At 62.3% G+C, this 20,591-nt stretch carries 16 protein-coding genes and 1 pseudogene; 15 read left to right on the top strand and 2 right to left on the bottom strand.

The features are described 5' to 3' along the window. Positions 1 to 87 precede the first annotated feature (87 nt). The 5 genes from OC446_RS06040 to OC446_RS06020 all read left to right on the top strand — a co-directional run bounded on the left by OC446_RS06040 (position 88) and on the right by OC446_RS06020 (position 5,612). The gene (locus OC446_RS06040; RefSeq protein WP_262028145.1) at positions 88 to 837 is read left to right on the top strand and encodes an SDR family NAD(P)-dependent oxidoreductase; all 750 of its coding nucleotides are present in this window, start codon (positions 88 to 90) and stop codon (positions 835 to 837) included. A 10-nt stretch (positions 838 to 847) separates the two neighbouring features. Beyond that, positions 848 to 1,537, top strand: a complete 690-nt coding sequence (locus OC446_RS06035) for an EthD domain-containing protein (protein WP_262028144.1) — start codon at positions 848 to 850, stop codon at positions 1,535 to 1,537. Between the two features lie 150 nt (positions 1,538 to 1,687). Then, positions 1,688 to 3,418: an FAD-dependent oxidoreductase gene (locus tag OC446_RS06030; protein ID WP_262028143.1), complete on the top strand. Its 1,731-nt coding sequence runs from the start codon at positions 1,688 to 1,690 to the stop codon at positions 3,416 to 3,418. 32 nt (positions 3,419 to 3,450) lie between these two features. Then, positions 3,451 to 4,659 (top strand): NADH:flavin oxidoreductase/NADH oxidase, encoded by a 1,209-nt coding sequence (locus OC446_RS06025; RefSeq protein ID WP_262028142.1) that lies wholly within the window; start codon positions 3,451 to 3,453, stop codon positions 4,657 to 4,659. Beyond that, positions 4,656 to 5,612, top strand: a complete 957-nt coding sequence (locus OC446_RS06020; protein ID WP_262028141.1) for an MBL fold metallo-hydrolase — start codon at positions 4,656 to 4,658, stop codon at positions 5,610 to 5,612. Before OC446_RS06025 ends, OC446_RS06020 begins: the two co-directional genes overlap by 4 nt. Before the next feature lie 88 nt (positions 5,613 to 5,700). Here OC446_RS06020 and OC446_RS06015 read toward each other — a convergent pair whose 3' ends face one another. After that, the gene (locus OC446_RS06015) at positions 5,701 to 6,399 is read right to left on the bottom strand and encodes a hypothetical protein (protein ID WP_262028140.1); all 699 of its coding nucleotides are present in this window, start codon (positions 6,397 to 6,399) and stop codon (positions 5,701 to 5,703) included. Between the two features lie 586 nt (positions 6,400 to 6,985). Between OC446_RS06015 and OC446_RS06010 the strand changes: the two genes are divergently transcribed. The 4 genes from OC446_RS06010 (at position 6,986) to OC446_RS05995 (ending at position 10,094) form a co-directional block, all read left to right on the top strand. Next, on the top strand, positions 6,986 to 7,282 hold the full coding sequence (locus tag OC446_RS06010; RefSeq protein WP_262028139.1) for a hypothetical protein: 297 nt from the start codon (positions 6,986 to 6,988) through the stop codon (positions 7,280 to 7,282). Between the two features lie 246 nt (positions 7,283 to 7,528). Beyond that, a complete protein-coding gene (locus OC446_RS06005; RefSeq protein ID WP_262028138.1) occupies positions 7,529 to 8,041 on the top strand; it encodes a PepSY domain-containing protein in 513 nt (170 codons plus the stop codon). After that, positions 8,041 to 8,703 carry a response regulator transcription factor gene (locus OC446_RS06000; RefSeq protein ID WP_262028137.1) on the top strand — a complete coding sequence of 221 codons (663 nt, stop codon included), beginning with the start codon at positions 8,041 to 8,043 and terminating at the stop codon, positions 8,701 to 8,703. The genes OC446_RS06005 and OC446_RS06000 overlap by 1 nt, the downstream gene beginning before the upstream one ends. Next, positions 8,700 to 10,094 carry a sensor histidine kinase gene (locus tag OC446_RS05995; RefSeq protein WP_262028136.1) on the top strand — a complete coding sequence of 465 codons (1,395 nt, stop codon included), beginning with the start codon at positions 8,700 to 8,702 and terminating at the stop codon, positions 10,092 to 10,094. The genes OC446_RS06000 and OC446_RS05995 overlap by 4 nt, the downstream gene beginning before the upstream one ends. Before the next feature lie 19 nt (positions 10,095 to 10,113). On the opposite strand, the gene OC446_RS05990 is transcribed toward OC446_RS05995, so the two are convergent. Further along, positions 10,114 to 11,367, bottom strand: a complete 1,254-nt coding sequence (locus OC446_RS05990) for an MFS transporter (RefSeq protein WP_262028135.1) — start codon at positions 11,365 to 11,367, stop codon at positions 10,114 to 10,116. 235 nt (positions 11,368 to 11,602) lie between these two features. On the opposite strand from OC446_RS05990, the gene fdnG reads away from it, so the two are divergent. The 6 genes and pseudogenes from fdnG to selB form a co-directional block, all read left to right on the top strand. Further along, positions 11,603 to 14,686: a formate dehydrogenase-N subunit alpha gene (gene fdnG, locus OC446_RS05985; RefSeq protein WP_262028134.1), complete on the top strand. Its 3,084-nt coding sequence runs from the start codon at positions 11,603 to 11,605 to the stop codon at positions 14,684 to 14,686. 11 nt (positions 14,687 to 14,697) lie between these two features. Then, complete coding sequence (gene fdxH, locus OC446_RS05980; RefSeq protein ID WP_262028133.1) at positions 14,698 to 15,648, top strand: formate dehydrogenase subunit beta; 951 nt, start codon at positions 14,698 to 14,700, stop codon at positions 15,646 to 15,648. Beyond that, positions 15,648 to 16,343, top strand: a complete 696-nt coding sequence (locus OC446_RS05975) for a formate dehydrogenase subunit gamma (protein ID WP_262028132.1) — start codon at positions 15,648 to 15,650, stop codon at positions 16,341 to 16,343. Before fdxH ends, OC446_RS05975 begins: the two co-directional genes overlap by 1 nt. A gap of 40 nt (positions 16,344 to 16,383) precedes the next feature. Then, entirely contained in the window at positions 16,384 to 17,301 is a 918-nt protein-coding gene (gene fdhE, locus OC446_RS05970; protein WP_262028131.1) for a formate dehydrogenase accessory protein FdhE, read from the top strand. Between the two features lie 2 nt (positions 17,302 to 17,303). Continuing rightward, entirely contained in the window at positions 17,304 to 18,704 is a 1,401-nt protein-coding gene (gene selA / locus OC446_RS05965) for an L-seryl-tRNA(Sec) selenium transferase (protein WP_262028130.1), read from the top strand. Beyond that, positions 18,587 to 20,533: pseudogene (gene selB / locus OC446_RS05960) on the top strand (selenocysteine-specific translation elongation factor); the annotation flags it as partial. The gene selA and the pseudogene selB, both read left to right, overlap by 118 nt. Between the last annotated feature and the right edge of the window lie 58 nt (positions 20,534 to 20,591).

Raw genomic sequence — 20,591 nt, 5'->3', positions numbered from 1 at the left:
CGCGTTCGTCATATGATTATTTCATTCAAACGCTCGATGGGTCACGTCCGGGCGACTGCACCAATCACAACCAGGGAGCCGAAACAGATGTTGCTCGAACGGCGTATCGCACTCGTCACCGGTGCCGGCCAGGGAAACGGCGCTGCCATTGCGCGGGGCCTCGCCGCGGAAGGAGCCCGGGTCATCGTGACCGACCTGAATGGCGAAGCTGCGAGGCAGACGGCCGAGGGAATCGTCCAAGCAGGCGGCGAGGCGTGGTCCTACACGCTCAACGTGGCCGATGCCGAAGCCTGCATGGCCTTGGCGCGCGAGGTCGAGGCAGCCATCGGCCAAGTGTCGGTTCTCGTCAACAACGCGGGCATATGTCCGCGCAACACGATCGACAGCCCCGACGTGCGCCGTTCGTGGGACGCCGCGATGCAGGTCAATCTCGACGGTACGCTCAATGTGACTCTGGCCTTCGTCGCCGCCTTGCGGGCAACGAAAGGAGCCATCATCAACATGGCGTCGATCGCATCCTTCGTGTCGACATCCACGTCGATCAGCTATTCGACCTCGAAAGCTGCCGTGCGCATGCTCACGCAGAACCTCGCGCAGGAGCTTGCCAAGGACGGTGTCCGCGTGAATGCGATTGCGCCAGGCACGCTCAACACGCCCATGACCGAAGCCACGCGCACCAATCCTGAGCGGGCTGAGCGCTTCCTGGCGCGCATCCCTCTCGGCCGTTTCGGCGAGCCCGAGGAGCTGATCGGTCCGACCGTATTTCTGGCATCCGATATGTCGAGCTACGTGACGGGAACGACGCTCGTCGTCGACGGTGGTTATCTCGCCGTCTGAGGGAAACATCATGATCGTTCGTATGGGACTTCTGACCCGCAAGCCGGGCTTGAGCAGCGAAGATTTCCGCAGCCACTGGCGGGACGTGCACGGGCCCTTGGCGGCTCGCCTGCCGGGCTTGAGGCGTTATCATCAGAACCACGTGGTCGATCGCAGTCAGCTTGCCATCGACCATGCCCGGGGCGCGTGGTCGGTCGATGGAATTTCGGAACTGTGGTTCGACAGCCTCGACGACATGCATCGGGCGATCTCGTCCGACGCCTATCGTGAGGTCGCCGAGGACCATGTGCGCTTCGTCGGCGGCACGGGATTGATCACGGCCGAGCAGAACGTCGTCGTGCCGGTGGAAGCAACAGCTGGGCCACTCGTCAAGCGCATGTCGATCCTGACGCGCAAGCGAGGTTTGACACCCGAGCAGTTCAAGTCGGAATGGTGGGGCTTCCATGCCGACGCTGTGAGAAAGTTTCCGAACCTCATGGGCTACACGCAGAATCTCCTCACAGGCCGGAGCGCTGGCTTGGGACAGTCCGCGTCCTACGAGGCACTTCCGATCGACGGCATGGTGGAGCTTTGGTTCCGCTCAGTTGCCGATATCGAAGCAGCTTTCCGCTCTCCTGCGGCGAACGTTTCGCAGACTCATGCACTCAGCTTCATCGAAGAGATCACCACGTTCCTCGTGGAAACCCATGAAGTGATCTGACGAGCGAGCGGAACGGGACATCCGAAGGGTCTCAAACAATCTTGAAATAGCGAATGCGTTCGTCTAAAACAAATTCAACAGACGCATTCGTGAACGCTGAATCAGAAGCGCTCATCGGATGATAGAGCGGGGCGAGATATGAGGAACGCCATGAAGCCCACGAAAATTGTCACCTGCGATGTCTTGGTTGTCGGGTCCGGCGCCGGTGGATTCGCGACCGCGCTGACGGCCAAGCTTCACGGTCTCGACGTGATCATCACGGAGAAGGAACCGGTCTTCGGCGGGACGACCGCCCGCTCGGGCGGCTGGATGTGGATCCCCTGCAATCCGCTGGCGAAGCGCGAAGGTTTCAAAGATTCCCGCGAGGCTGCGCGCACCTATCTTCAGCACGAGGCGGGTAACCACTTCGACGCCGCACGCGTCGACGCCTTTCTCGACAACGGCCCGAGGATGATCGAGTTCTTCCAGGAGAAGACCGAGATGGATTTCACCCTCGGTCCAGCTTTCTCCGACTATCATCCCGACGCGCCCGGCGGCATGTCGGGTGGCCGCTCCGTCGTGGCGACGCCTTATGACGGCCGCAAGCTTGGCAAGGAGATCGCGCGCCTTCGTCCGCCGCTGAAGGAGATCACCTTCCTCGGTATGATGATCGGATCGGGCAAGGAACTGCTGCACTTCTTCAACGTGACGCGCTCCGTCAAATCGGCTGCCTATGTGGGTGTGCTACTGGCGAAGTATGGGCGTGATCTCGTCTCCCACGGTCGTGCGATGCGGCTGACAAATGGCAACGCACTCATCGGTCGTCTCGCCAAGTCGGCCTTGGACCAGAGCATCCCAATCTGGACCTCGTCACCCGTGAAGGATCTGATCGTCGAGGACGGCGCCGTGAAGGGGGCCTTCGTTCAAACCGAGGATGGAATGACCGAAGTTCGCACCCGTCGTGGCGTGGTGCTGGCGGCTGGTGGGTTCCCGCAGGACATGCTGCGCCGGAAGGAGCTGTTCCCGCATGCGCCGACAGGCGCCGAGCACTGGTCTCCGGCCCCTCCCGGCAACACAGGCGATGGAATCCGTCTGGGCGAGCGGGTCGGCGGCAAGGCAATCGACGGCCTTCCTAATGCGGCCGCCTGGGTTCCGGTTTCCCTCGTTCCGCGCCGCGATGGCACGTCAGGGCCGTTCCCGCACTTCATTGATCGCGGCAAGCCCGGAGTCATTGCCGTTACAAAGAGCGGCCAGCGCTTCACGAATGAAGCGAACTCCTACCACGATTTCGTTCAGGCCATGGTCAATGCCTGTGGCGACGATCCGGAAAAAGCGGCCTGGCTTATCGTCGATCATCCGACGATCCGTCGCTACGGACTGGGCTTCGTGAAGCCCTTCCCGGTGCCTCTGACACCTGCTTTGCAGAACGGCTATCTGGTGAAGGGACGCACCCTGCGCGAACTGGCGGAGAAGATCGGCATCAATGCCGCAACCTTCGAGCTGACGGTCGCGACCTACAACCGTGATGCGCGCCGGGGCGAAGATCCTCAGTTCAAACGCGGCAGCACAGCATATAATCGCTATCTCGGCGATCCGGACCACAAGCCCAATCCATGCGTCGGTCCCATCGAGAACGGCCCGTTCTACGCCGTGAAGGTGGTGCCCGGCGATCTTGGCACCTTCGCAGGCCTGCGCACCGATGCCGACGCGCGAGTGATCGATGAAAGCGGAACCGTTATTCCCGGCCTCTATGCCGCGGGCAACGACATGGCGAGCATCATGGGCGGCAATTATCCCGGCGGCGGTATCACTCTCGGGCCGGCCATGACCTTCGGCTTCATCGCAGGGCGGCATCTCGCCGGTGTCGATGCTGCGTCGACGGCGAGCCGGCCGGCGGCTTGAGGGTGCCTATCAACAGTTCCGGAGAGCGAGCAATGAAACTGGCGTACCAAAGGCCACGTCTCTTCGAGCCCCTGACGGTCCGGGGGCTCACTCTCAAGAACCGCGCCGTCATCTCGCCTATGTGCCAGCATTCGGCTGAACGGGGAATTGCGGGAGCATGGCATCTGGTTCACCTCGGTAAGTTCGCCCTGGGTGGAGCAGGATTGATCTTCGTCGAGAGCACGGCCGTTGCGCAGAGCGCGAGGATCGGCGTTCGCGATCTCGGACTGTGGTCGGACGAGCAGATTGCTCCTTTCAAGGCGATCGTCGATTTTGTTCATGAGAACGGCGCTGCCATCGGGGTGCAGCTCGCCCATGCAGGGCGAAAAGCCGGTTCGCAAGCCCTGTGGGAGGGCGGTAGGGCACTCACGGTGGAGCAATTGCAGGAGACAGGCGAGCCGTGGCGGCGTGTCGCCCCGAGCGCAATCGCGGCCGGGCCGGAATGGTCCGTGCCGGAGGAGCTGAGCATCGACGAGATCGCCGCAACCCGGCGGATGTTCGTCGATGCCGCCGAGCGCGCGGAGCGGGCCGGCTTCGATGTCCTGGAGCTGCATTTCGGACACGGCTACCTCGTGGCGTCGTTCCTCTCGCCACACTCCAATCATCGTGAAGATGAGTATGGCGGCTCGCGCGAGAATTGCATGCGGCTCGGTCTTGAGATCGCCGCCGACGTGCGGGCTGCCTGGCCGGAAGAGAAGCCTCTCTTCGTGCGCATCTCGGCCGTCGACGGAACCGAAGACGGATGGGATTTGGAAGATTCCATCGTGTTTGCCCGAGAGCTCAAGGCTATCGGGGTGGATGTGATCGATTGCTCCTCCGGCGGGCTCTCGGACGAAACGCGCAACATGAACGTGCCGCGAGGCCTCGGTTTCCAGGTTCCATTCTCGGAACGTATTCGCCGTGAGGCCAATGTCATGACCCAGGCCGTCGGCGTCATCCTTGACGGCCAACAGGCCGAGTCAATCCTCCAGGACGGCAAGGCGGACCTGATTGCCATCGGCCGGCAGGCTCTTTACGATCCTTACTGGCCTCACCACGCGGCTCACGCGCTCGGGCATGATGATGGGTTCGAGGATTGGCCGATCCAGCATGGCCCTTGGCTTGCAAAGCGAGCCCCACTCATGAAGAAGCTCAAGTTTACCGACAACAGCGTCAGGAGCCTCACAGGCTCCGGCCATCAGCTGGGAGAAACAGGACAATGAGTGCCAAAGCATTTGCCTCTACGGGGGACATGGCCGCCAAGACGGTGTCATTCACCGAGATCGGGCCGGATCTCTATGCCTACACGGCCGAGGGGGATCCCAATTCCGGCATCATCGTGGGTGATGACGGCTGCATGGTCATCGATGCCCAGGCCACGCCTGCCATGGCCGAGGACGTGATCGCCCGCGTGCGTACCGTGACCGACAAGCCGATCAAGTATGTGGTTCTCTCCCACTACCATGCCGTGCGCGTGCTCGGCGCATCCGCTTATCAGGCCCAGGGAATCATCGCGTCGAACGCCACCTACGATCTCATCGTCGAGCGCGGCGAGCAGGACAAGGCATCCGAGATCGGCCGCTTCCCGCGCCTGTTCCGCGGCGAGAGCAGCATTCCCGAGGGCCTGACGTGGCCGACATTAACCTTCGAAAGCGGCATGTCGGTGTTCTTAGGAAAGCGCGAGGTCAAGCTGTTCCATCTTGGTGCTGGTCATACGGCCGGTGATATCGTCGCCTGGGTGCCGGATGCCGAGGTGATGTTCACGGGCGATCTGGTCGAGTATCATTCGGCCTGCTATTGCGGCGACGCTCACCTGCGCGAATGGCCTCAGACGCTCGATGCCATCCTCGACTTCCAGCCCAACGCCATCGCGCCGGGCCGGGGTGATGCGTTGCAGGGTGACCAGGCGGTGCGCGAGGCCGTGGCGATGACGCGGGACTTCGTCAACACGCTTTATGGCGCGGCTGAGTTGTCCGTGGCGCGCGGGCGCTCCCTGAAGGAAACCTTTGCCACCACGCGCGACGTTATGGATCCGAAATTCGGCAATTTCGCCATCTACGAACATTGCCTGCCCTTCAACGTCTCGCGCGCCTTCGACGAAGCCTCCGGCATCGATCATCCCGTCATCTGGACCGCCGAACGCGACCGCGACATGTGGGCTCAGCTCCAGGGCTGAATGTTTCGAGCTGCACGAGAGAGGTGCGCACCTCTCTCGTGCGGACGAGCCGCGGCCACGACCTGCTGAAGGGACTGTCTCAGGAGCGCTACGCCCGTGACGTTAGGACGCCGGAATTGCCTTGGGAAAGAGCAGCCAGAGGTTTCCGGGAACCCTCGCCAGCGTGGGAAGCTATCACAGAGCGGTCGTAAGGTGTGGTTATCAGAGTAAAGAGTTGAGTTGCTGCAATAACGGTCAGGAGTATGGCCACGTAGATCAGCACGACTGGCAACACCGGTAGAAAGTTGAATTGAGGGAAGGCCCCGAGGATGAAGGGGACATACCAGGACGTTGCCGAAATTCCACCAGAGGTTAACAGTAAAAAGCGTTGGCCTGAGCTGAACCCATCGAAGAGCATGCGCCCGATATTCTCACGGATCAGCGGCAACACTGTCCGATGAATGAAGAGGCCGTTCAGGGTGAGAACGCTGACGACAATAAGTTTGGCCCAGATTTTCTGGTTGGACAGCTTGATAGGATCGAAATAGCTGTAGAAAACGAGGAATCCTATACCTGTCATCCAGAGAATTATTAAGCCCAATACAACTATTTTTGAGAAAAAACTAATTACGGTGTAGTGATCTTCGCTGACTATTCTGCGAATAATGAATTTGACAATAAATATGTCGAGCAATGTTGCTGTTCCAAGGCCAAGGATCAATCCTATGAGGTGGCCAATAATCAGCAAAGATTTTAAAGTTGCTGCAGGATCAGAGATCAGCCTGTCGAGCAAAATATGTGCGTCCATGACTTTTCTCCAGGAAATTTGGAGCTGACATGTACTGTGCAATCTTAGGATGATGGTATTCGACTCGATCAATTTAATTTATGTTAAATTCCATCATGTTAATATGTATAAATTTGGTTAATACTACATATTTTTTATATTAAAGGTTGGTTCTAAGTCGCGTGCTTGAAATCGACATATTGGTTATTATTTGCGCCACCCGGAATTGGACTGCTTACACCCCCACGGGTCCAGAAAACGTAGCGGCTGACCTGTCAGTTGGTCAGTCATGTAAATCACATTCGTCTAAACACCCCTCCCATGCTTTCGGGGATAACTTTCGGACGAGGGTTCAAACAAAATCCAGAGGCTGAGATTGAGTGGAGCGGTCGCGAGCTTCCGAAGAAGTTGCGCTTCCGTCAGAACGCGAACCGCTCCGGCTCATTTACCGGCCATTGATCCTGCGGTCATCTCCCGGCTCGAAGCGCCTGTCTCGGTCCCGGCGCCCCCCATTGTTCTCCGAAACGCCTGCGTCATCCGCCCCGCGTCCCCGCACTTGACGCATTTCGGCGAGATCGTCCTTTCCGCGTGTGCGGGTCCGGGTCTGGTGTCGATCCTCGTTTCGTGTCCGAGACCGGTCGTCGGCTCGGCTGTGATTGCGTGCGCTGTCCTCACGGCTGCTGCCCACGCCATCGTCCGCTCCGCGACCGCGACCGCGTCCGGGATCGCCGCGGTTGCCGCCGTCATCGCTGCTCCGGCCGCGTCCATGGTCGTCTCCGCCGCGTCCTCCGCGCCCGCCGCTGTCATCTCCACCTCTGGTGCCGCTGTTGTCGTCGCTCCCACGGCCGCCTCGACCGCCGCTGTCGTCTCCTCCGCGCCCGCCGTCACGTGCCAGTGCCGGTGACAAATAGGCACTTGCGATGGCGGCCGGAACGATCGCGGCTGTCAGCGACGCCAGAACTGCACCCAGGACCAGGACGCTCGGTCCGCTCTTGATTGGCTTCGACATCTTATTCCTCCGTTCATCCGACGCGACAGATCAGCGCCGGTGCAGGAGCAATCTGAACGGAACCGGGCATGCGAACCTGATGGGTGATGTCAGCGAAATATCAGGTTCGCCGTGCTATGCTGGATCGCTTTGGAAGATTTCATGATCCGACGTCACCTCATCCTCATGTTCGCGGCTACTTTGGCGTTCACCGCTCTGGAGGGCTCCTGGCCTTCCACCGTGTTCGCCAAGGATGGCAATGGCGGCGGTGGAGGAGGGGGCGGCGGCCATGGGGGCGGAGACAACAGCGGCCGGGGAGGCGGAGATGACGGAGGACGTGGCCGGAGCGGCGATGACGGGAGCCAGGGCCAGGGCGGCGATGATGGCGGACGAGGCCGGGGGCGCGGCGGGGATGAAGCTGCCCAACGCGGCTGGGGCAGGACCTCGTCCGAGAGTGCCCGTGAGGCCGTCTCGCAGGGTTGGGCCCTCGCCCTGAGTACGGTGCTGCCGAATGTCTCGCGAGCCGTTCCAGGTCAAGTCCTGGAGGTCGATCTCCGGCAATCCTGGAGCGGCCAGTGGCGCTATGAGTTTCTCATTCTCACCCGAGATCGGCGCTATGAGGAGGTGGTCGTCGATGCCAGCAACAGTCAGATCCTCCAGATCCGGAGACGCTAATGAGGGTTCTTCTCGTCGAGGATGAGCCGGCCATCGCCCGCGACATCCAGAATGCCCTGGCCGGCACCGGGTATGTGGTGGATGTCGTTCGCGATGGGGAGGAGGGCTGGTTCCGAGCTTCCACCGAAGACTACGATGCACTCATCCTGGACTTGGGTTTGCCGAAGCTCGATGGCCTATCCGTGGTGCGGCGGCTGCGGGACGAGGCCAGCACCGTCCCGATCCTCGTGCTGACGGCCCGGGGCTCTTGGCTGCAAAGGGTGGAGGGCATCGATGCCGGTGCCGACGATTACCTGACCAAGCCGTTCGAGATGGAGGAGTTGCTGGCCCGGCTGGCTGCCCTGCTGCGGCGGGTCGGGCGTCACGTCACGCCGCTGATCGAGATCGGCGCCTTGCGCATCGACACGCGGCGGCTGCGGGTGATGCTCAATGGAAGAGCCGTTGAGCTGTCGCCCCTCGAGTTCCGCCTGCTCCGATATCTGGCCCACAACCGGGATCGCGTCGTCGCCCAAAGTGAGCTCGTCGAGCATGTGTACGGTTCCGACGAGCCGGAAAGCAATGCCGTCGAGGCACTCGTGGCCAGGCTTCGGCGCAAGATCGGGACGAACACGATCGGAACCCGGCGCGGCCACGGCTACATCATGGAGACGCCTGCGCCATGATCTGCAATTCCATCCGGCTGCGGCTTCTCGTCGTCGCCGTAACATCCACCCTCGTCACGATTGCGGTGGCTGGAGCCTCCCTCGTTGTGTTCTTCGAGCGGCAGGTGCTCCGCTATGTGGAGCAGGATCTCAACATCCATTGGACTGAACTTGCCACGGCCTTCGGCACGGCGGGGGAGGGCGGGATAGCCCAGAAGCTGACGGATCCGCGCTATCACCAGCCGTATGGCGGGGCCTATTGGCAGGTCGCCGAGGGCGGCCGCTCGATCATGCGGTCACGTTCCCTCTGGGACAAGGAACTCCCCCTGTCTGGCCCGCGTGAGGATGCCGACCGTGATAAGGCTTTCGAGATCGAGGGACCCAACGGATCAGAGCTCTACGTGATCGAGCGGGAGGTCACGGTGGACGGTGAGCAGGGGCCTCGCCGCGTCAACCTGTCCGTCGCCCTCGATCACGGGCAGGTCGTCGAGCTGCGCCAAGCTTTCGGATGGGATGTTACACGAGTCCTCATCCCGATTGCCGCGGTGCTCGTCCTCTTTGCCTGGCTTCAGCTCTCGCTGGGTCTGCGCCCCTTGCGGGCCGTAGGGCAAGAACTGAGTGCCGTCCAGACGGGCCAGATCCGGCGCATGACGCAACGCTTTCCCGTCGAAGTGGAGCCGCTCGTCGAGAGTATCAACAAGCTCCTCGACCGACAGGAAGATCTCGTCCGCAAGGCTCGAGACCGCGCCGGTGCATTGGCGCATGGTCTGAAGACGCCGTTGACCATTCTTCGCGCGGAGGTGAGGCGGCTCAAGCAGGCTGGCCTGCAGGATGTGGCAGGATGCATGCAGGAGCAGCTGCAGCTGATCTACACCCATGTCGAGCGGGAGGTCGCGCGGGCCCAGACGAGTGGCGCATCCGTGGGCTGCGGCGCTTATACGCAGGTGGGCGAGACCATCGCTCGCCTCCTGCGATTGATGCAGCACATGCCCAGAGGCGAGCGGCTGATCTGGGAAGCCGATATTCCGGCGGATCTGGCCGTCGACATGGATCCTCATGATTTCGGCGAGGTCATGGGCAATCTGCTCGACAATGCTCGCAAATGGGCGAAGACCCGGGTCGTGGTCCAGACCGCGAGGTTGGGCGACAAGGCCCGGATCAGCGTCGAGGATGACGGACCGGGCTTCTCCGGCCATGCTCGCGGCGAGAGGCCCGAGCGCGGCGTGCCGGCGCGCTCCGATCCGGACTCGAGCGGGCTAGGCCTCGGGATCGTGGAAGATATTCTGGCAGAGTACGGGACGAACGTCGATATCAAGGGCAATGGGCGCTGCCGCATCGTATTCGAGATTCCCCTGTGCCGGCCGGGGCAGGTCCCCGTGCCGTCGGAGAGCGCCGTGTCGATGAGTTCTTAAAGAGGATGACGCTGAACCGCTATGCTTTCTGAGGTTCGGCGCTCCTCGTCACTTCGCTGCGGACGAGCTGGTCCCGATGGGCGAGGTCGGGGAACCAGAAGCGCCAGAGAATCGCGAGCGTGAAGGTCCCGATGCCGCCGAGAACGACGGCCGCGGGAGCCCCGATCAGCCAAGCCAGCGTCCCCGACTCGAACTCGCCCAGCTCATTGGAGGCGCCGATGAACACCGTGTTCACCGCGGCCACGCGCCCCCGCAACTCGTCCGGGGTCTCTGCCTGAACGAGAGTCTGGCGCACGACGACGCTGACCATGTCGGCAGCGCCTAGGATCGCGAGCAGCACGAGCGTCAGGCCGAAACTCTTGGACAATCCGAAGCCTATGGTTGCCAGTCCGAAGATGCCGACGGCCTGCAGCATGCGTAGACCTGCGCGGCGGGTGAGAAGGGACGAGTGGGCCAGCACGACGGCCATGGTGACGGCCCCGACGGCCGGCATGGAGCGCAGGAGGCCAAGACCCCATGGCCCGACATGGAACACGTCACGGGTGAAGATGGGCATCAGGGCCGTCGCTCCCCCGAGGAGAACGGCGAAAAGGTCCAGGGAGATCGCGCCCAGCAGCAGTGGCCTCGTGCGCAGGAAGACGAGACCCGCCACGAGGCGGGACCAGGTCACAGGCTCGCGCTTGGCCTCGGCAGGGCGCAGGCGCAGGGCGGTGATGAGCAGAGCCGCCAGCCCGAAACAGACGGCAGATCCCAGGAACGGTGCTGTCGGATGAACCGCGTAAAGAATGCCTCCAACCGCCGGACCGCTGATGGTGGCCACCTGCATGACGGAAGAGTTCCAGGCGATTGCATTCGCCAGATCGCCCGTGGGCACCAGGGCCGGAACGATCGCCTGCGCGGCGGGATTGCCGAAGGCTCGGGCGGCGCCGAACGTGACGAGAAGGCCGTAGATCGGCCAGAGGCTCGGCACCCCCGCGTTCACCTGTGCCAACAGGCCGAGGGAGGTCAGGGTCATCGCCGAGAAGACGAGAAGGAGAATCCTCCGTCGGCTGTACCGGTCCGCGACGAGGCCGGTGACGAGCACGAGGGCCATTGTGGGCAGGAACGACGCGAGCCCGACAAGGCCGAGGCTCAGCGCGGAGCCGCTGAAGTCGTAGACGAGCCACGCGACGGCGACGGTCTGGACCTGCACGGCAAGCGCCATGGCGAACCGAGCCGCGCAGAACAACCGAAAATCCCGATGGCGGAAAGCCGCCCAGCCCCTTGACCCCATTGCGAGTGCCCTAACCCCTGTTTGGATATGGCGTGAGCCTCTCTAGCGCATCAGATGGAAAAGGGGACCTGACATTTTTGCCGATGCCGGTCCGATCCGATGCGTCCCACGCAAGCCGAGCTTCATGCGCTGGACGGGTCGTTTCAGGGCGCGATGTTTGACACTAGAAATGTTCGAAACTAACCTATTTTAAGCAGAGAAGTTGTTGCAGTGCGAAATCAAAGGGAGGGTTACCATGAACATGGAACTCTCACGACGCGGCTTCCTCAAGGCTGCAGGCGTGGGTGTTGCCGGGACTACGATGGGAGCCTTCGGGTTCGCTGATCTTGAGGCGGCTCAGGCCGCGGCCATCAGGCCCTTCAAGCTGACGAACACGATGGAGACGCGCAATACCTGCCCGTATTGCTCCGTGGCCTGCGGCATCATCATGTATTCGAAGGGAGACCTTCGGAAAGGCGAAACGGCCGAGATCGTCCATATCGAAGGCGACGCCGACCACCCGACGAACCGTGGCACTCTCTGCCCGAAAGGCGCAGCCCTCAAGGATTTCGTGAAGGCAGAGACCCGGCTGAAATACCCGATGGTCCGCAAGCCGGGTTCCGACAAGTTCGAGCGGGTCTCGTGGGATCAGGCGCTCGACCGCATCGCCCGGCTGATGAAGGACGATCGCGACGCGAATTTCATTGCCTCAAACGCGGCCGGCGTTCCGGTCAACCGCTGGACGACGGTCGGCTTCCTGGCGGCCTCGGCCACCACGAACGAAACAGCTTGGCTGACCTACAAGGTCGTCCGCAGCACGGGAATCGTCGCATTCGATAATCAGGCGCGCGTTTGACACGGCCCCACGGTGTCCAGTCTGGGCCCAACTTTCGGTCGTGGCGCGATGACCAACTCTTGGACGGATATTCGGAATACGGATCTCGTCGTCATCATGGGCGGCAATGCCGCTGAAGCGCATCCGTGCGGATTCAAATGGGTCACGGAAGCGAAGGCCAATCGCGGCGCGAAGCTGATCGTCGTCGATCCGCGCTATACGCGCTCGGCCTCGGTATCCGATTTCTACGCACCCATCAGGCAGGGCACCGATATCGCCTTCCTGCTCGGCGTGATCAACTACTGCATCCAGAACGACAAGGTGCAGTGGGAATACGTGAAGGCCTTCACCAATGCGGCTTATGTGGTGAAGGAGGGCTTCGCCTATAACGACGGCCTGTTCACGGGCTACGACGAGAACAAGCGTGACTACGACCGCTCGACCTGGGAGTACGAGATCGGGCCGGACGGCTTTGCCGTGGTCGACGACACGCTGCAGAATCCGCGCTGCGTCTGGAACCTGCTCAAGGCCCATGTGGCGACCTACACGCCGGAAATGGTCGAGCGCATCTGCGGCACGCCCAAGGACAAGTTCCTGAAGGTGGCGCAGATGATCTCGGAGTGCTCGTCTCCGACCAAGACCATGACGTCGATGTATGCGCTCGGCTGGACGCAGCATTCTAAGGGATCGCAGAACATCCGATCCATGGCGATGCTGCAGCTCATCCTTGGCAATATCGGCGTGCGCGGCGGCGGCATGAATGCCTTGCGTGGCCATTCGAACATTCAGGGCCTCACCGATATCGGCCTGATGTCGAACCTGATCCCGGGTTACCTGAACATTCCGGTAGAGCGGGAGACCGACTTCGCGACCTACATGTCGAGCCGTGCGTTCAAGCCGCTGCGGCCGAACCAGACCAGCTACTGGCAGAACTACAAGAAGTTCTTCGTCAGTTTCCAGAAGGTCATGTGGGGTGATGCGGCGACGGCGCAGAACGAGTTCGCCTACCAATACCTGCCCAAGCTCGACGTACCGGCCTATGACGTGCTGCGCACCTTCGAGATGATGCACCAAGGCAAGGTGAACGGATACTTCTGCCAGGGCTTCAACCCGCTTCTGGCCTTCCCGAACCGCCAGAAGATCACGGAGTCACTGTCGCGGCTGAAGTGGCTCGTGACCATGGATCCTCTGGACACGGAAACGTCCCGGTTTTGGGAGAACCATGGCGAGTACAACAATGTGAATCCGTCCTCGATCCAGACTGAGGTGATCCAGCTGCCCTCGACGTGCTTTGCCGAGGATGAGGGCGCGCTCGTCAACTCGGGCCGCTGGCTGCAATGGCACTGGGCGGGCGGCAGCCCTCCCGGCGAGGCGAAGCACGACACATGGATCATGGCGCAGATCTACAGGCGCCTACGCGCGCTCTATGAGAAGGAAGGCGGAGCCTTCCCGGATCCGATCCTCAATCTCACCTGGAACTACCAGGATCTGGAAGAGCCTTCTCCGGAAGAGCTCGCTAAGGAGCTCAACGGTTACGCTGTCGAAGCCCTCACCGATCCGGCGGATCCGGCCAAGGTCGTGCTGGAGAAGGGCAAGCAGCTCGTCAATTTCTCGGTGATGCGCGACGACGGCACCACGGCCTGTGCCTGCTGGATCTATTCCGGCTGCTTCAACGAGGCCGGCAACAACATGGCCCGCCGCGACAATACCGATCCGGACGATACGGGCGCCTATCCCAACTGGTCGTTCTCCTGGCCTCTCAACCGGCGCATTCTCTACAACCGCGCCTCGGCGGACCTGCAGGGCAACCCGTGGGATCCGACGCGCAAGCTGATCGCCTGGGACGGGACAAAATGGTCCGGCTACGACGTTCCGGACATCGCGCCTACTGCGAAGCCCGACGAGGTCGGTCCCTTCATCATGAACCAGGAGGGGGTGTCCCGTCTCTTCGCCCGCGGTCTCATGCGGGAAGGGCCGTTCCCGGTGCATTACGAACCGTTCGAGGCTCCGATCGCCAACGTGATCGCTCCGAAGATCCGGGGCAATCCCGTCGCGCGGATCTTCCAGAGCGACGTGGCGCAGTTCGCTACGTCGGAGGAGTTCCCCTATGCGGCGACATCCTATCGCCTGACGGAGCATTTCCACTACTGGACGAAGCACAATCGTGTGAACGCGATGCTTCAGCCGGAATTTTTCGTGGAGATCTCCGAGCAGCTCGCGGCGGAAAAGGGGATCGCGCACGGATCGTGGGTGCGGGTCTGGTCCAAGCGCGGCGAGGTGAAAGCCAAGGCCGTCGTGACGAAGCGGATCAAGCCTCTCATCTGCGACGGCAAGTCCGTTCATGTGGTCGGCATTCCGCTGCATTGGGGCTTTACGGGCCAGGCACGAAAAGGCTGGGGGCCGAACTCTCTCACGCCTTTCGTTGGAGATGCCAATATCGAGACGCCTGAATACAAGGCATTCCTGGTCAATATCGAGCCCACGACGGCACCGGTCTCGGTTTGAGGAGAAGCGGAATGGAACCAAGTCCTCACACCGCAACCAGTAACCCACCGGTCGCCGCGACCAACACAAACCTGACGGAGCGGGATCTCGTGCGCCGCTCAGCCTCGACGGTGCCGCCGCCCGCGCGTCAGCTGGAGCCGGTCGCGAAGCTCATCGACGTGTCGAAGTGCATTGGCTGCAAGGCCTGCCAATCGGCCTGCATCGAGTGGAACGATACCCATCCGGCCATCGAGACCAACACGGGCGTCTACGACAACCCGCATGACCTGACGCCGGACATGTTCACCCTGATGCGGTTTACCGAGTGGGACAATCCGCAGACGGGCAATCTCGAGTGGCTGATCCGCAAGGACGGCTGCATGCATTGCGAGGACCCCGGCTGCCTGAAGGCTTGTCCGGCGCCCGGAGCCATCGTGCAGTATTCCAACGGCATCGTGGATTTCGTGCATGAGAACTGCATCGGCTGCGGCTACTGCATCAAGGGATGCCCGTTCAACATTCCGCGCATCTCCAAGGTCGATCATACGGCTTATAAATGCACCCTCTGTTCCGACCGCGTCGCCGTGGGGCAAGGGCCTGCCTGCGCGAAGGCCTGCCCGACTCACGCGATCACCTTCGGCACGAAGGACGACATGAAGAAGCTGGCCGACAGCCGGATCGAGGATCTCAAATCCCGAGGCTACGACAATGCCGGCCTCTACGACCCGCCGGGTGTCGGCGGAACGCATGTGATGTACGTCTTGCATCACAACGACCAACCGGAGATCTACGCAAACCTGCCGAAGGATCCGAAGGTCAGCCCCGTCGTGAATGCCTGGAAGGGAATGGCCAAGTATCTCGGCTTTGCCGCCCTGGGGCTCGCTGCGGCGGCGGGCGTTCTCCATTCGGCGCTGGTCAGCCCCAACCGAGTCACGCGGGAGGATGAGGAGAAGGCCGAGGATCTCGTGAAGGAGAAAACCTGATGGCACAGACGAGCATCGAGAAGGAGGATGCGATCCATCCCGGCAATCCGGTCGTGGTCGATCGGTATAATCGGGCCGCCCGGGCCAATCACTGGATCACGGCGATATCGCTCATCCTTCTTGCCTTGTCCGGTCTCGCCTTCTTTCATCCCTCGCTGTTCTTCCTGACTGGCCTGTTCGGAGGCGGGCAAAACGCCCGGGCCTTGCATCCCTGGATCGGCGTCGTTCTGTTCTTCAGCTTCGCGGGCCTTTTCATCCGCTTCTGGCGCGCCAACCTGCCGGAGAAGGCGGATCGGGACTGGCTCGCGCATGCCGGCGACATGATCAAGGGCGACGAGGAGAAGGTGCCGCCGGTCGGTCGCTACAATCCGATCCAGAAGTTCAATTTCTGGGCCATGTCTCTCCTCATTATCGCGTTGATCGTGACCGGGCTTGCGATATGGGACCAATATTTCTTCGACTGGACCACTATTCCCCAGAAACGTGTCGCGGTGCTTGTTCATTCACTCACCGCCATCGCGCTGATCTGCATCTGGATCGCCCACGTCTATGCGGCGATCTGGGCACGGGGCACGCTGAGGGCCATGACGCGCGGCTCGGTGACGGGCGGCTGGGCCTGGAAGCACCACCGGCTCTGGTTGAAGGAGCTGGCGGAGCGTCATAAGGTGAAGAAGCCGGCTACGCCTGCCGAGTAGGCGCATGATGACACGTGACCCGTGCGGTTCGTGAGGTTACATGACACATCCAGGTTCCGTCGATCCCAATCCGGCCTCCATCGGCCGCGTTCCCGCTCCTCCATTCGCCAGGCTGCCCGATCCGCGACGATTGTTCGAAGCGCGAAGGGAGCGCCTCGAGTCGTTGGCGCAGACGAGCGAGCTTGCGCCTTACCTGCGCTTCGTAGCAGGCATCGCGGCGGCCCAGAGCGCCATTCAGGGCGGCCTGCCAGAGCCCGATCTTCCACCTCCCGACGCGCTCGACCGCGCCCGTGAATTCGGCATGCCGCCGCTCGACCGCAATCAGGTCGACGTCGACGATGTCATCGGCACAACCCTGAATCGCCTTTTCGATGTGGTCGCGCCCCTGGCCAAGCCGGACGAGGCTCAAGCGGCTCTCTCGCGGGTGAAGGCAGCCTCGCCGGACGAGGTTCGCATCATGGTGCGCAACGTTCTCGCGGATTCCATCCCGGCCGACGCCATCGCCGAGCACGTCTATGTGGCGGCGGGATTGCAGGTCCATTTCACCCGTCTGGCGGCAAGGCTCGACAAGGATAAGCTCACCCGGATCAGCGACAGTGCATGCCCCTGCTGCGGCGGCGCGCCGGCCTCGTCCCTCGTGGTCGGATGGATGGAAGCCGAAGGGACACGCTATTGCTCCTGCTCCCTGTGCGGGACGCTCTGGAACGTCGTTCGTGTGAAATGCGTGCTCTGCGGCTCAGGCAAGGGGATCGGCTACCAGGAGATTGAAGGGAGCGCCGGGACGATCAAGGCGGAGTGCTGCGATACCTGCCGCGGCTATGTCAAAATCCTTTACCAGCAGAAGGACATGGCTCTCGACCCGGTGGCTGACGATATCGCCAGCCTCGCGCTCGACCTTCTCTTGAAGGATGGAGAATACCGCCGAGGGAGCTTCAATCCATTCCTGCTCGGAGTTTAGTGATGGCCGAGGCCGCTCCCTCTCTGCGCTACCTTCCCTCGGTCGATCGCGTGCTGCGGCAGCCGGATGTCGCGACACTCGTCGAGCAGCACGGACGTGCGGAAACCACGCAGGCCGTTCGTGATACCCTTGCAGTTCTGCGCGAGGAAATGCGTCCTGGAATCGCGTTCGACGATGCGACCATCGTCTCTGCGGTCATAGCCCTTCTCGATACGCGGGCGCAACCGCGGCTGAAACCGCTCTTCAATCTGACCGGTACGGTGCTCCACACCAATCTCGGTCGCGCCGTTCTAGCGGAAGAGGCCGTCAAAGCCGCGACGGCCGCCATGCGCGAGGCCGTTTCTCTGGAATTCGATCTCGCGAGCGGCAGGAGAGGGGAGCGGGACGATCATATCCGCGCGCTCGTCTGCGAATTGACGGGCGCGGAGGATGCGACCCTCGTCAACAACAATGCAGCTGCGGTGCTTCTTGCCCTCAATACCCTTTCGCAGGGTAGGGAAGCCATCGTCTCACGTGGCGAACTCATCGAGATCGGCGGCGCGTTCCGCATGCCAGAGATCATGGCACGGGCGGGAGCACGCCTGCGCGAGGTCGGCACCACGAACCGCACCCATCCGCGCGATTATGCGGATGCGATGGGGCCCGAAACCGGTCTCATCCTGAAGGTTCACACCTCCAACTACCGCATCGAAGGTTTTACGGCGGAGGTCGGCTCCCGCGATCTCGCGAAGCTCGCGCGGCGACATAACGTGCCCTTCGTCAACGATCTCGGCTCGGGAACGCTCGTCGATCTCTCCCGGTTCGGCCTCAGAAAGGAACCGACCGTCCGAGAGGCCGTGGAGGAGGGAGCGGATCTCATCACGTTCTCCGGCGACAAGCTTCTCGGTGGACCGCAGGCAGGCTTCATCGTTGGCCGGAAGGATCTCATCGCCGCCATCAACCGCAATCCAATGAAGCGGGCGTTGCGGGTGGACAAGATAAGGCTCGCAGCCTGCGAGGCGACCTTGCGGCTCTACCGCGATCCGGACCGGCTCGCGCAGAGACTTCCCACCATGAGCTTCCTCGCGCGAAATGTGGAAGACGTGCGGCAGCAGGCCTTTCGCCTCGCCCCTGTTCTAGCAAAAATCCTAGGTGACAGCGCGGTCGTCGAAGGCGCGCCATGCTCAAGCCAGATCGGCTCTGGGGCGCTGCCGCTTGACACGATCCCGAGCTTCGGAATTGTCATCCGGCCGAAAGGTGGAGGGCGGGCGGTTGACGCTCTGAGCGCGGCTTTCAGAAGCTTGCCATGGCCTGTGATCGGCCGCGTGGCCGAGGGAGCGCTCGTCTTCGATCTCCGGTGCCTGGAGCACGAGGACGCATTCCGAGACAACCTTGCATCCCTACGTCTCGAGGCTGGCCCATGATCGTCGGCACGGCAGGTCATATCGATCACGGCAAGACGGCCCTCGTCAAAGCCTTGACGGGGATCGACGCGGATCGCCTCAAGGAAGAGAAGGCGCGCGGCATCACCATCGATCTCGGCTTCGCCTACTGGCCCCAGGACAACGGCGATGTGATCGGCTTCGTGGACGTGCCCGGCCATGAGCGCTTCGTCCATACGATGGTTGCGGGCGCCAGCGGTGTCGATTTCGTCATGCTTGTGGTTGCCGCCGACGACGCGGTGAAGCCGCAGACGCTCGAACATCTGGCGATCATCGACATCTTGGGTGTTGACCGGGGCGTCGTCGTGCTCAGCAAAGCGGATCTTGCCGGTGAGGAGCGCCGCGCGGAGGCGATCGCGCAGATCCGCGATGTTCTCGCAGACACGGTTCTGACGGAGTGTCCGATTCTTCCCGTGTCTGTCGTTACCGGTGAAGGAATCGAGACGCTCAAGCTGCACTTGCAGTCAATATCTGCGACGCAGAGGGAGCGGAATGAGGCGGGACTCTTTCGCTTGTCGGTCGATCGCAGCTTCGTCCTGTCCGGCGCCGGCACGGTGGTCACGGGGACCGTTCTCTCCGGGTCGGTTACCGTCGGCGATCAGCTTGTCGTCAGCCCTTCGGGGCGCACGGCCCGCGTGCGTTCGATCCACGCCCAGAACCGTTCTGCCGAGCGAGGCGCTGCGGGGCAGCGCTGTGCCCTCAATCTCGCCGGAGAGGGAATATCGAAGGACAGCATTGTCCGCGGCGATATGGTGCTCGCACCCGAACTTCATGCGCCGACCGACCGGATCGATGCGAGCCTGCACATTCTCCCGAGCGAGAGGAAACCCGTCGGTCAATGGTTTCCCGTTCGTCTGCATCATGCGGCCGCGGAGGTCGGGGCGCGGATCGTCCTTCTGCAGGATGAGCCCATGCAGCCGGGTGAGAGCAGCATCGTTCAGATCGTCCTCGACCGGCCGATCGCCGCTGCGGTTCATGACCGTTTCGTCGTGCGCGACACCTCCGCTCAGCGGACCATCGGCGGCGGGTTCTTCATCGACCTGCGGGCCCCCGCCCGTCACCGGCGTGGCGAGGGGCGGCGTGCGCAGATCTCCGCATTGGCGCAGGCTGATCCCGTCCTCGCCATGAGGAGCTTGACCTCGGTTGAGCCCTGGTTCTTCGACCTCGTGACCTTCGCCCGGGACCGAGCGATGCCCCTCGGCGTCGTGACAGACATCGCCGGCAGGCTCGGATGCGTGTGCCTTGCCGCAGGCCCGGCCCTTCTGGCCCTCGCAAGAGAGCATTGGATTTCCTTCGAGGCCGGCTTGATCGGCAGGCTCGATGCATTCCACAGGGAGAACCCGGATCTCCAGGGTATCGGCTTCGAGCGCTTGCGCCTTCAATGCGAGCCGCGCCTGCCGGTACCGGCCTTCCGCGCTGCGTTGCAGGCCCTCGTCGCGACCGGAAGGATCAGGCTCGACGGCTCATGGGTGCGCCTGCCGTGGCACGAGGTGCGTCTCGACGACCGGGAGGAGGACACATGGCATGCGATCAAGCCTCTTCTCGGGGGCGAAGAGCGCTTCCGTCCTCCCCGCGTGCGCGACATCGCTGACCTGATGGGTGTGCCGGAGAACGAGATCCGGCGCCTCTGCAAACTTCTGAGCCGCCTCGGACAACTCGACGAGGTCGCTCACGACCATTTCTTCCTGCGGGGTACGGTGGCCGAGATGGTCGGGATCATCCGGGATCTCGGCATTCAGGCGCCGGGCGGACAATTCACGGCGGCGCAATTCCGGGACTGCGTCCAGAACGGGCGTAAGGTCGCCATCCAGATCCTGGAATTCTTCGACCGTCACGGCGTTACCTTGCGTCGCGGCGATCTTCGTCGCA

Source organism: Microvirga sp. Mcv34 (genome assembly GCF_024519725.1).
Classification (GTDB): Bacteria; Pseudomonadota; Alphaproteobacteria; order Rhizobiales; family Beijerinckiaceae; genus Microvirga.
This window is presented reverse-complemented; position numbering and strand designations above follow the sequence as displayed.

Coding starts and splice junctions, on each gene's coding strand:
- OC446_RS05975 (WP_262028132.1), top strand. CDS start 15,648: ATGGCACAGACGAGCATCGAGAAGGAGGATGCGATCCATCCCGGCAAT.
- fdhE (WP_262028131.1), top strand. CDS start 16,384: ATGACACATCCAGGTTCCGTCGATCCCAATCCGGCCTCCATCGGCCGC.
- OC446_RS06025 (WP_262028142.1), top strand. CDS start 3,451: ATGAAACTGGCGTACCAAAGGCCACGTCTCTTCGAGCCCCTGACGGTC.
- OC446_RS06030 (WP_262028143.1), top strand. CDS start 1,688: ATGAAGCCCACGAAAATTGTCACCTGCGATGTCTTGGTTGTCGGGTCC.
- OC446_RS06005 (WP_262028138.1), top strand. CDS start 7,529: ATGATCCGACGTCACCTCATCCTCATGTTCGCGGCTACTTTGGCGTTC.
- OC446_RS06035 (WP_262028144.1), top strand. CDS start 848: ATGATCGTTCGTATGGGACTTCTGACCCGCAAGCCGGGCTTGAGCAGC.
- OC446_RS06015 (WP_262028140.1), bottom strand. CDS start 6,399: ATGGACGCACATATTTTGCTCGACAGGCTGATCTCTGATCCTGCAGCA.
- OC446_RS06020 (WP_262028141.1), top strand. CDS start 4,656: ATGAGTGCCAAAGCATTTGCCTCTACGGGGGACATGGCCGCCAAGACG.
- selA (WP_262028130.1), top strand. CDS start 17,304: ATGGCCGAGGCCGCTCCCTCTCTGCGCTACCTTCCCTCGGTCGATCGC.
- OC446_RS06040 (WP_262028145.1), top strand. CDS start 88: ATGTTGCTCGAACGGCGTATCGCACTCGTCACCGGTGCCGGCCAGGGA.
- OC446_RS05995 (WP_262028136.1), top strand. CDS start 8,700: ATGATCTGCAATTCCATCCGGCTGCGGCTTCTCGTCGTCGCCGTAACA.
- OC446_RS05990 (WP_262028135.1), bottom strand. CDS start 11,367: ATGGGGTCAAGGGGCTGGGCGGCTTTCCGCCATCGGGATTTTCGGTTG.
- OC446_RS06000 (WP_262028137.1), top strand. CDS start 8,041: ATGAGGGTTCTTCTCGTCGAGGATGAGCCGGCCATCGCCCGCGACATC.
- fdxH (WP_262028133.1), top strand. CDS start 14,698: ATGGAACCAAGTCCTCACACCGCAACCAGTAACCCACCGGTCGCCGCG.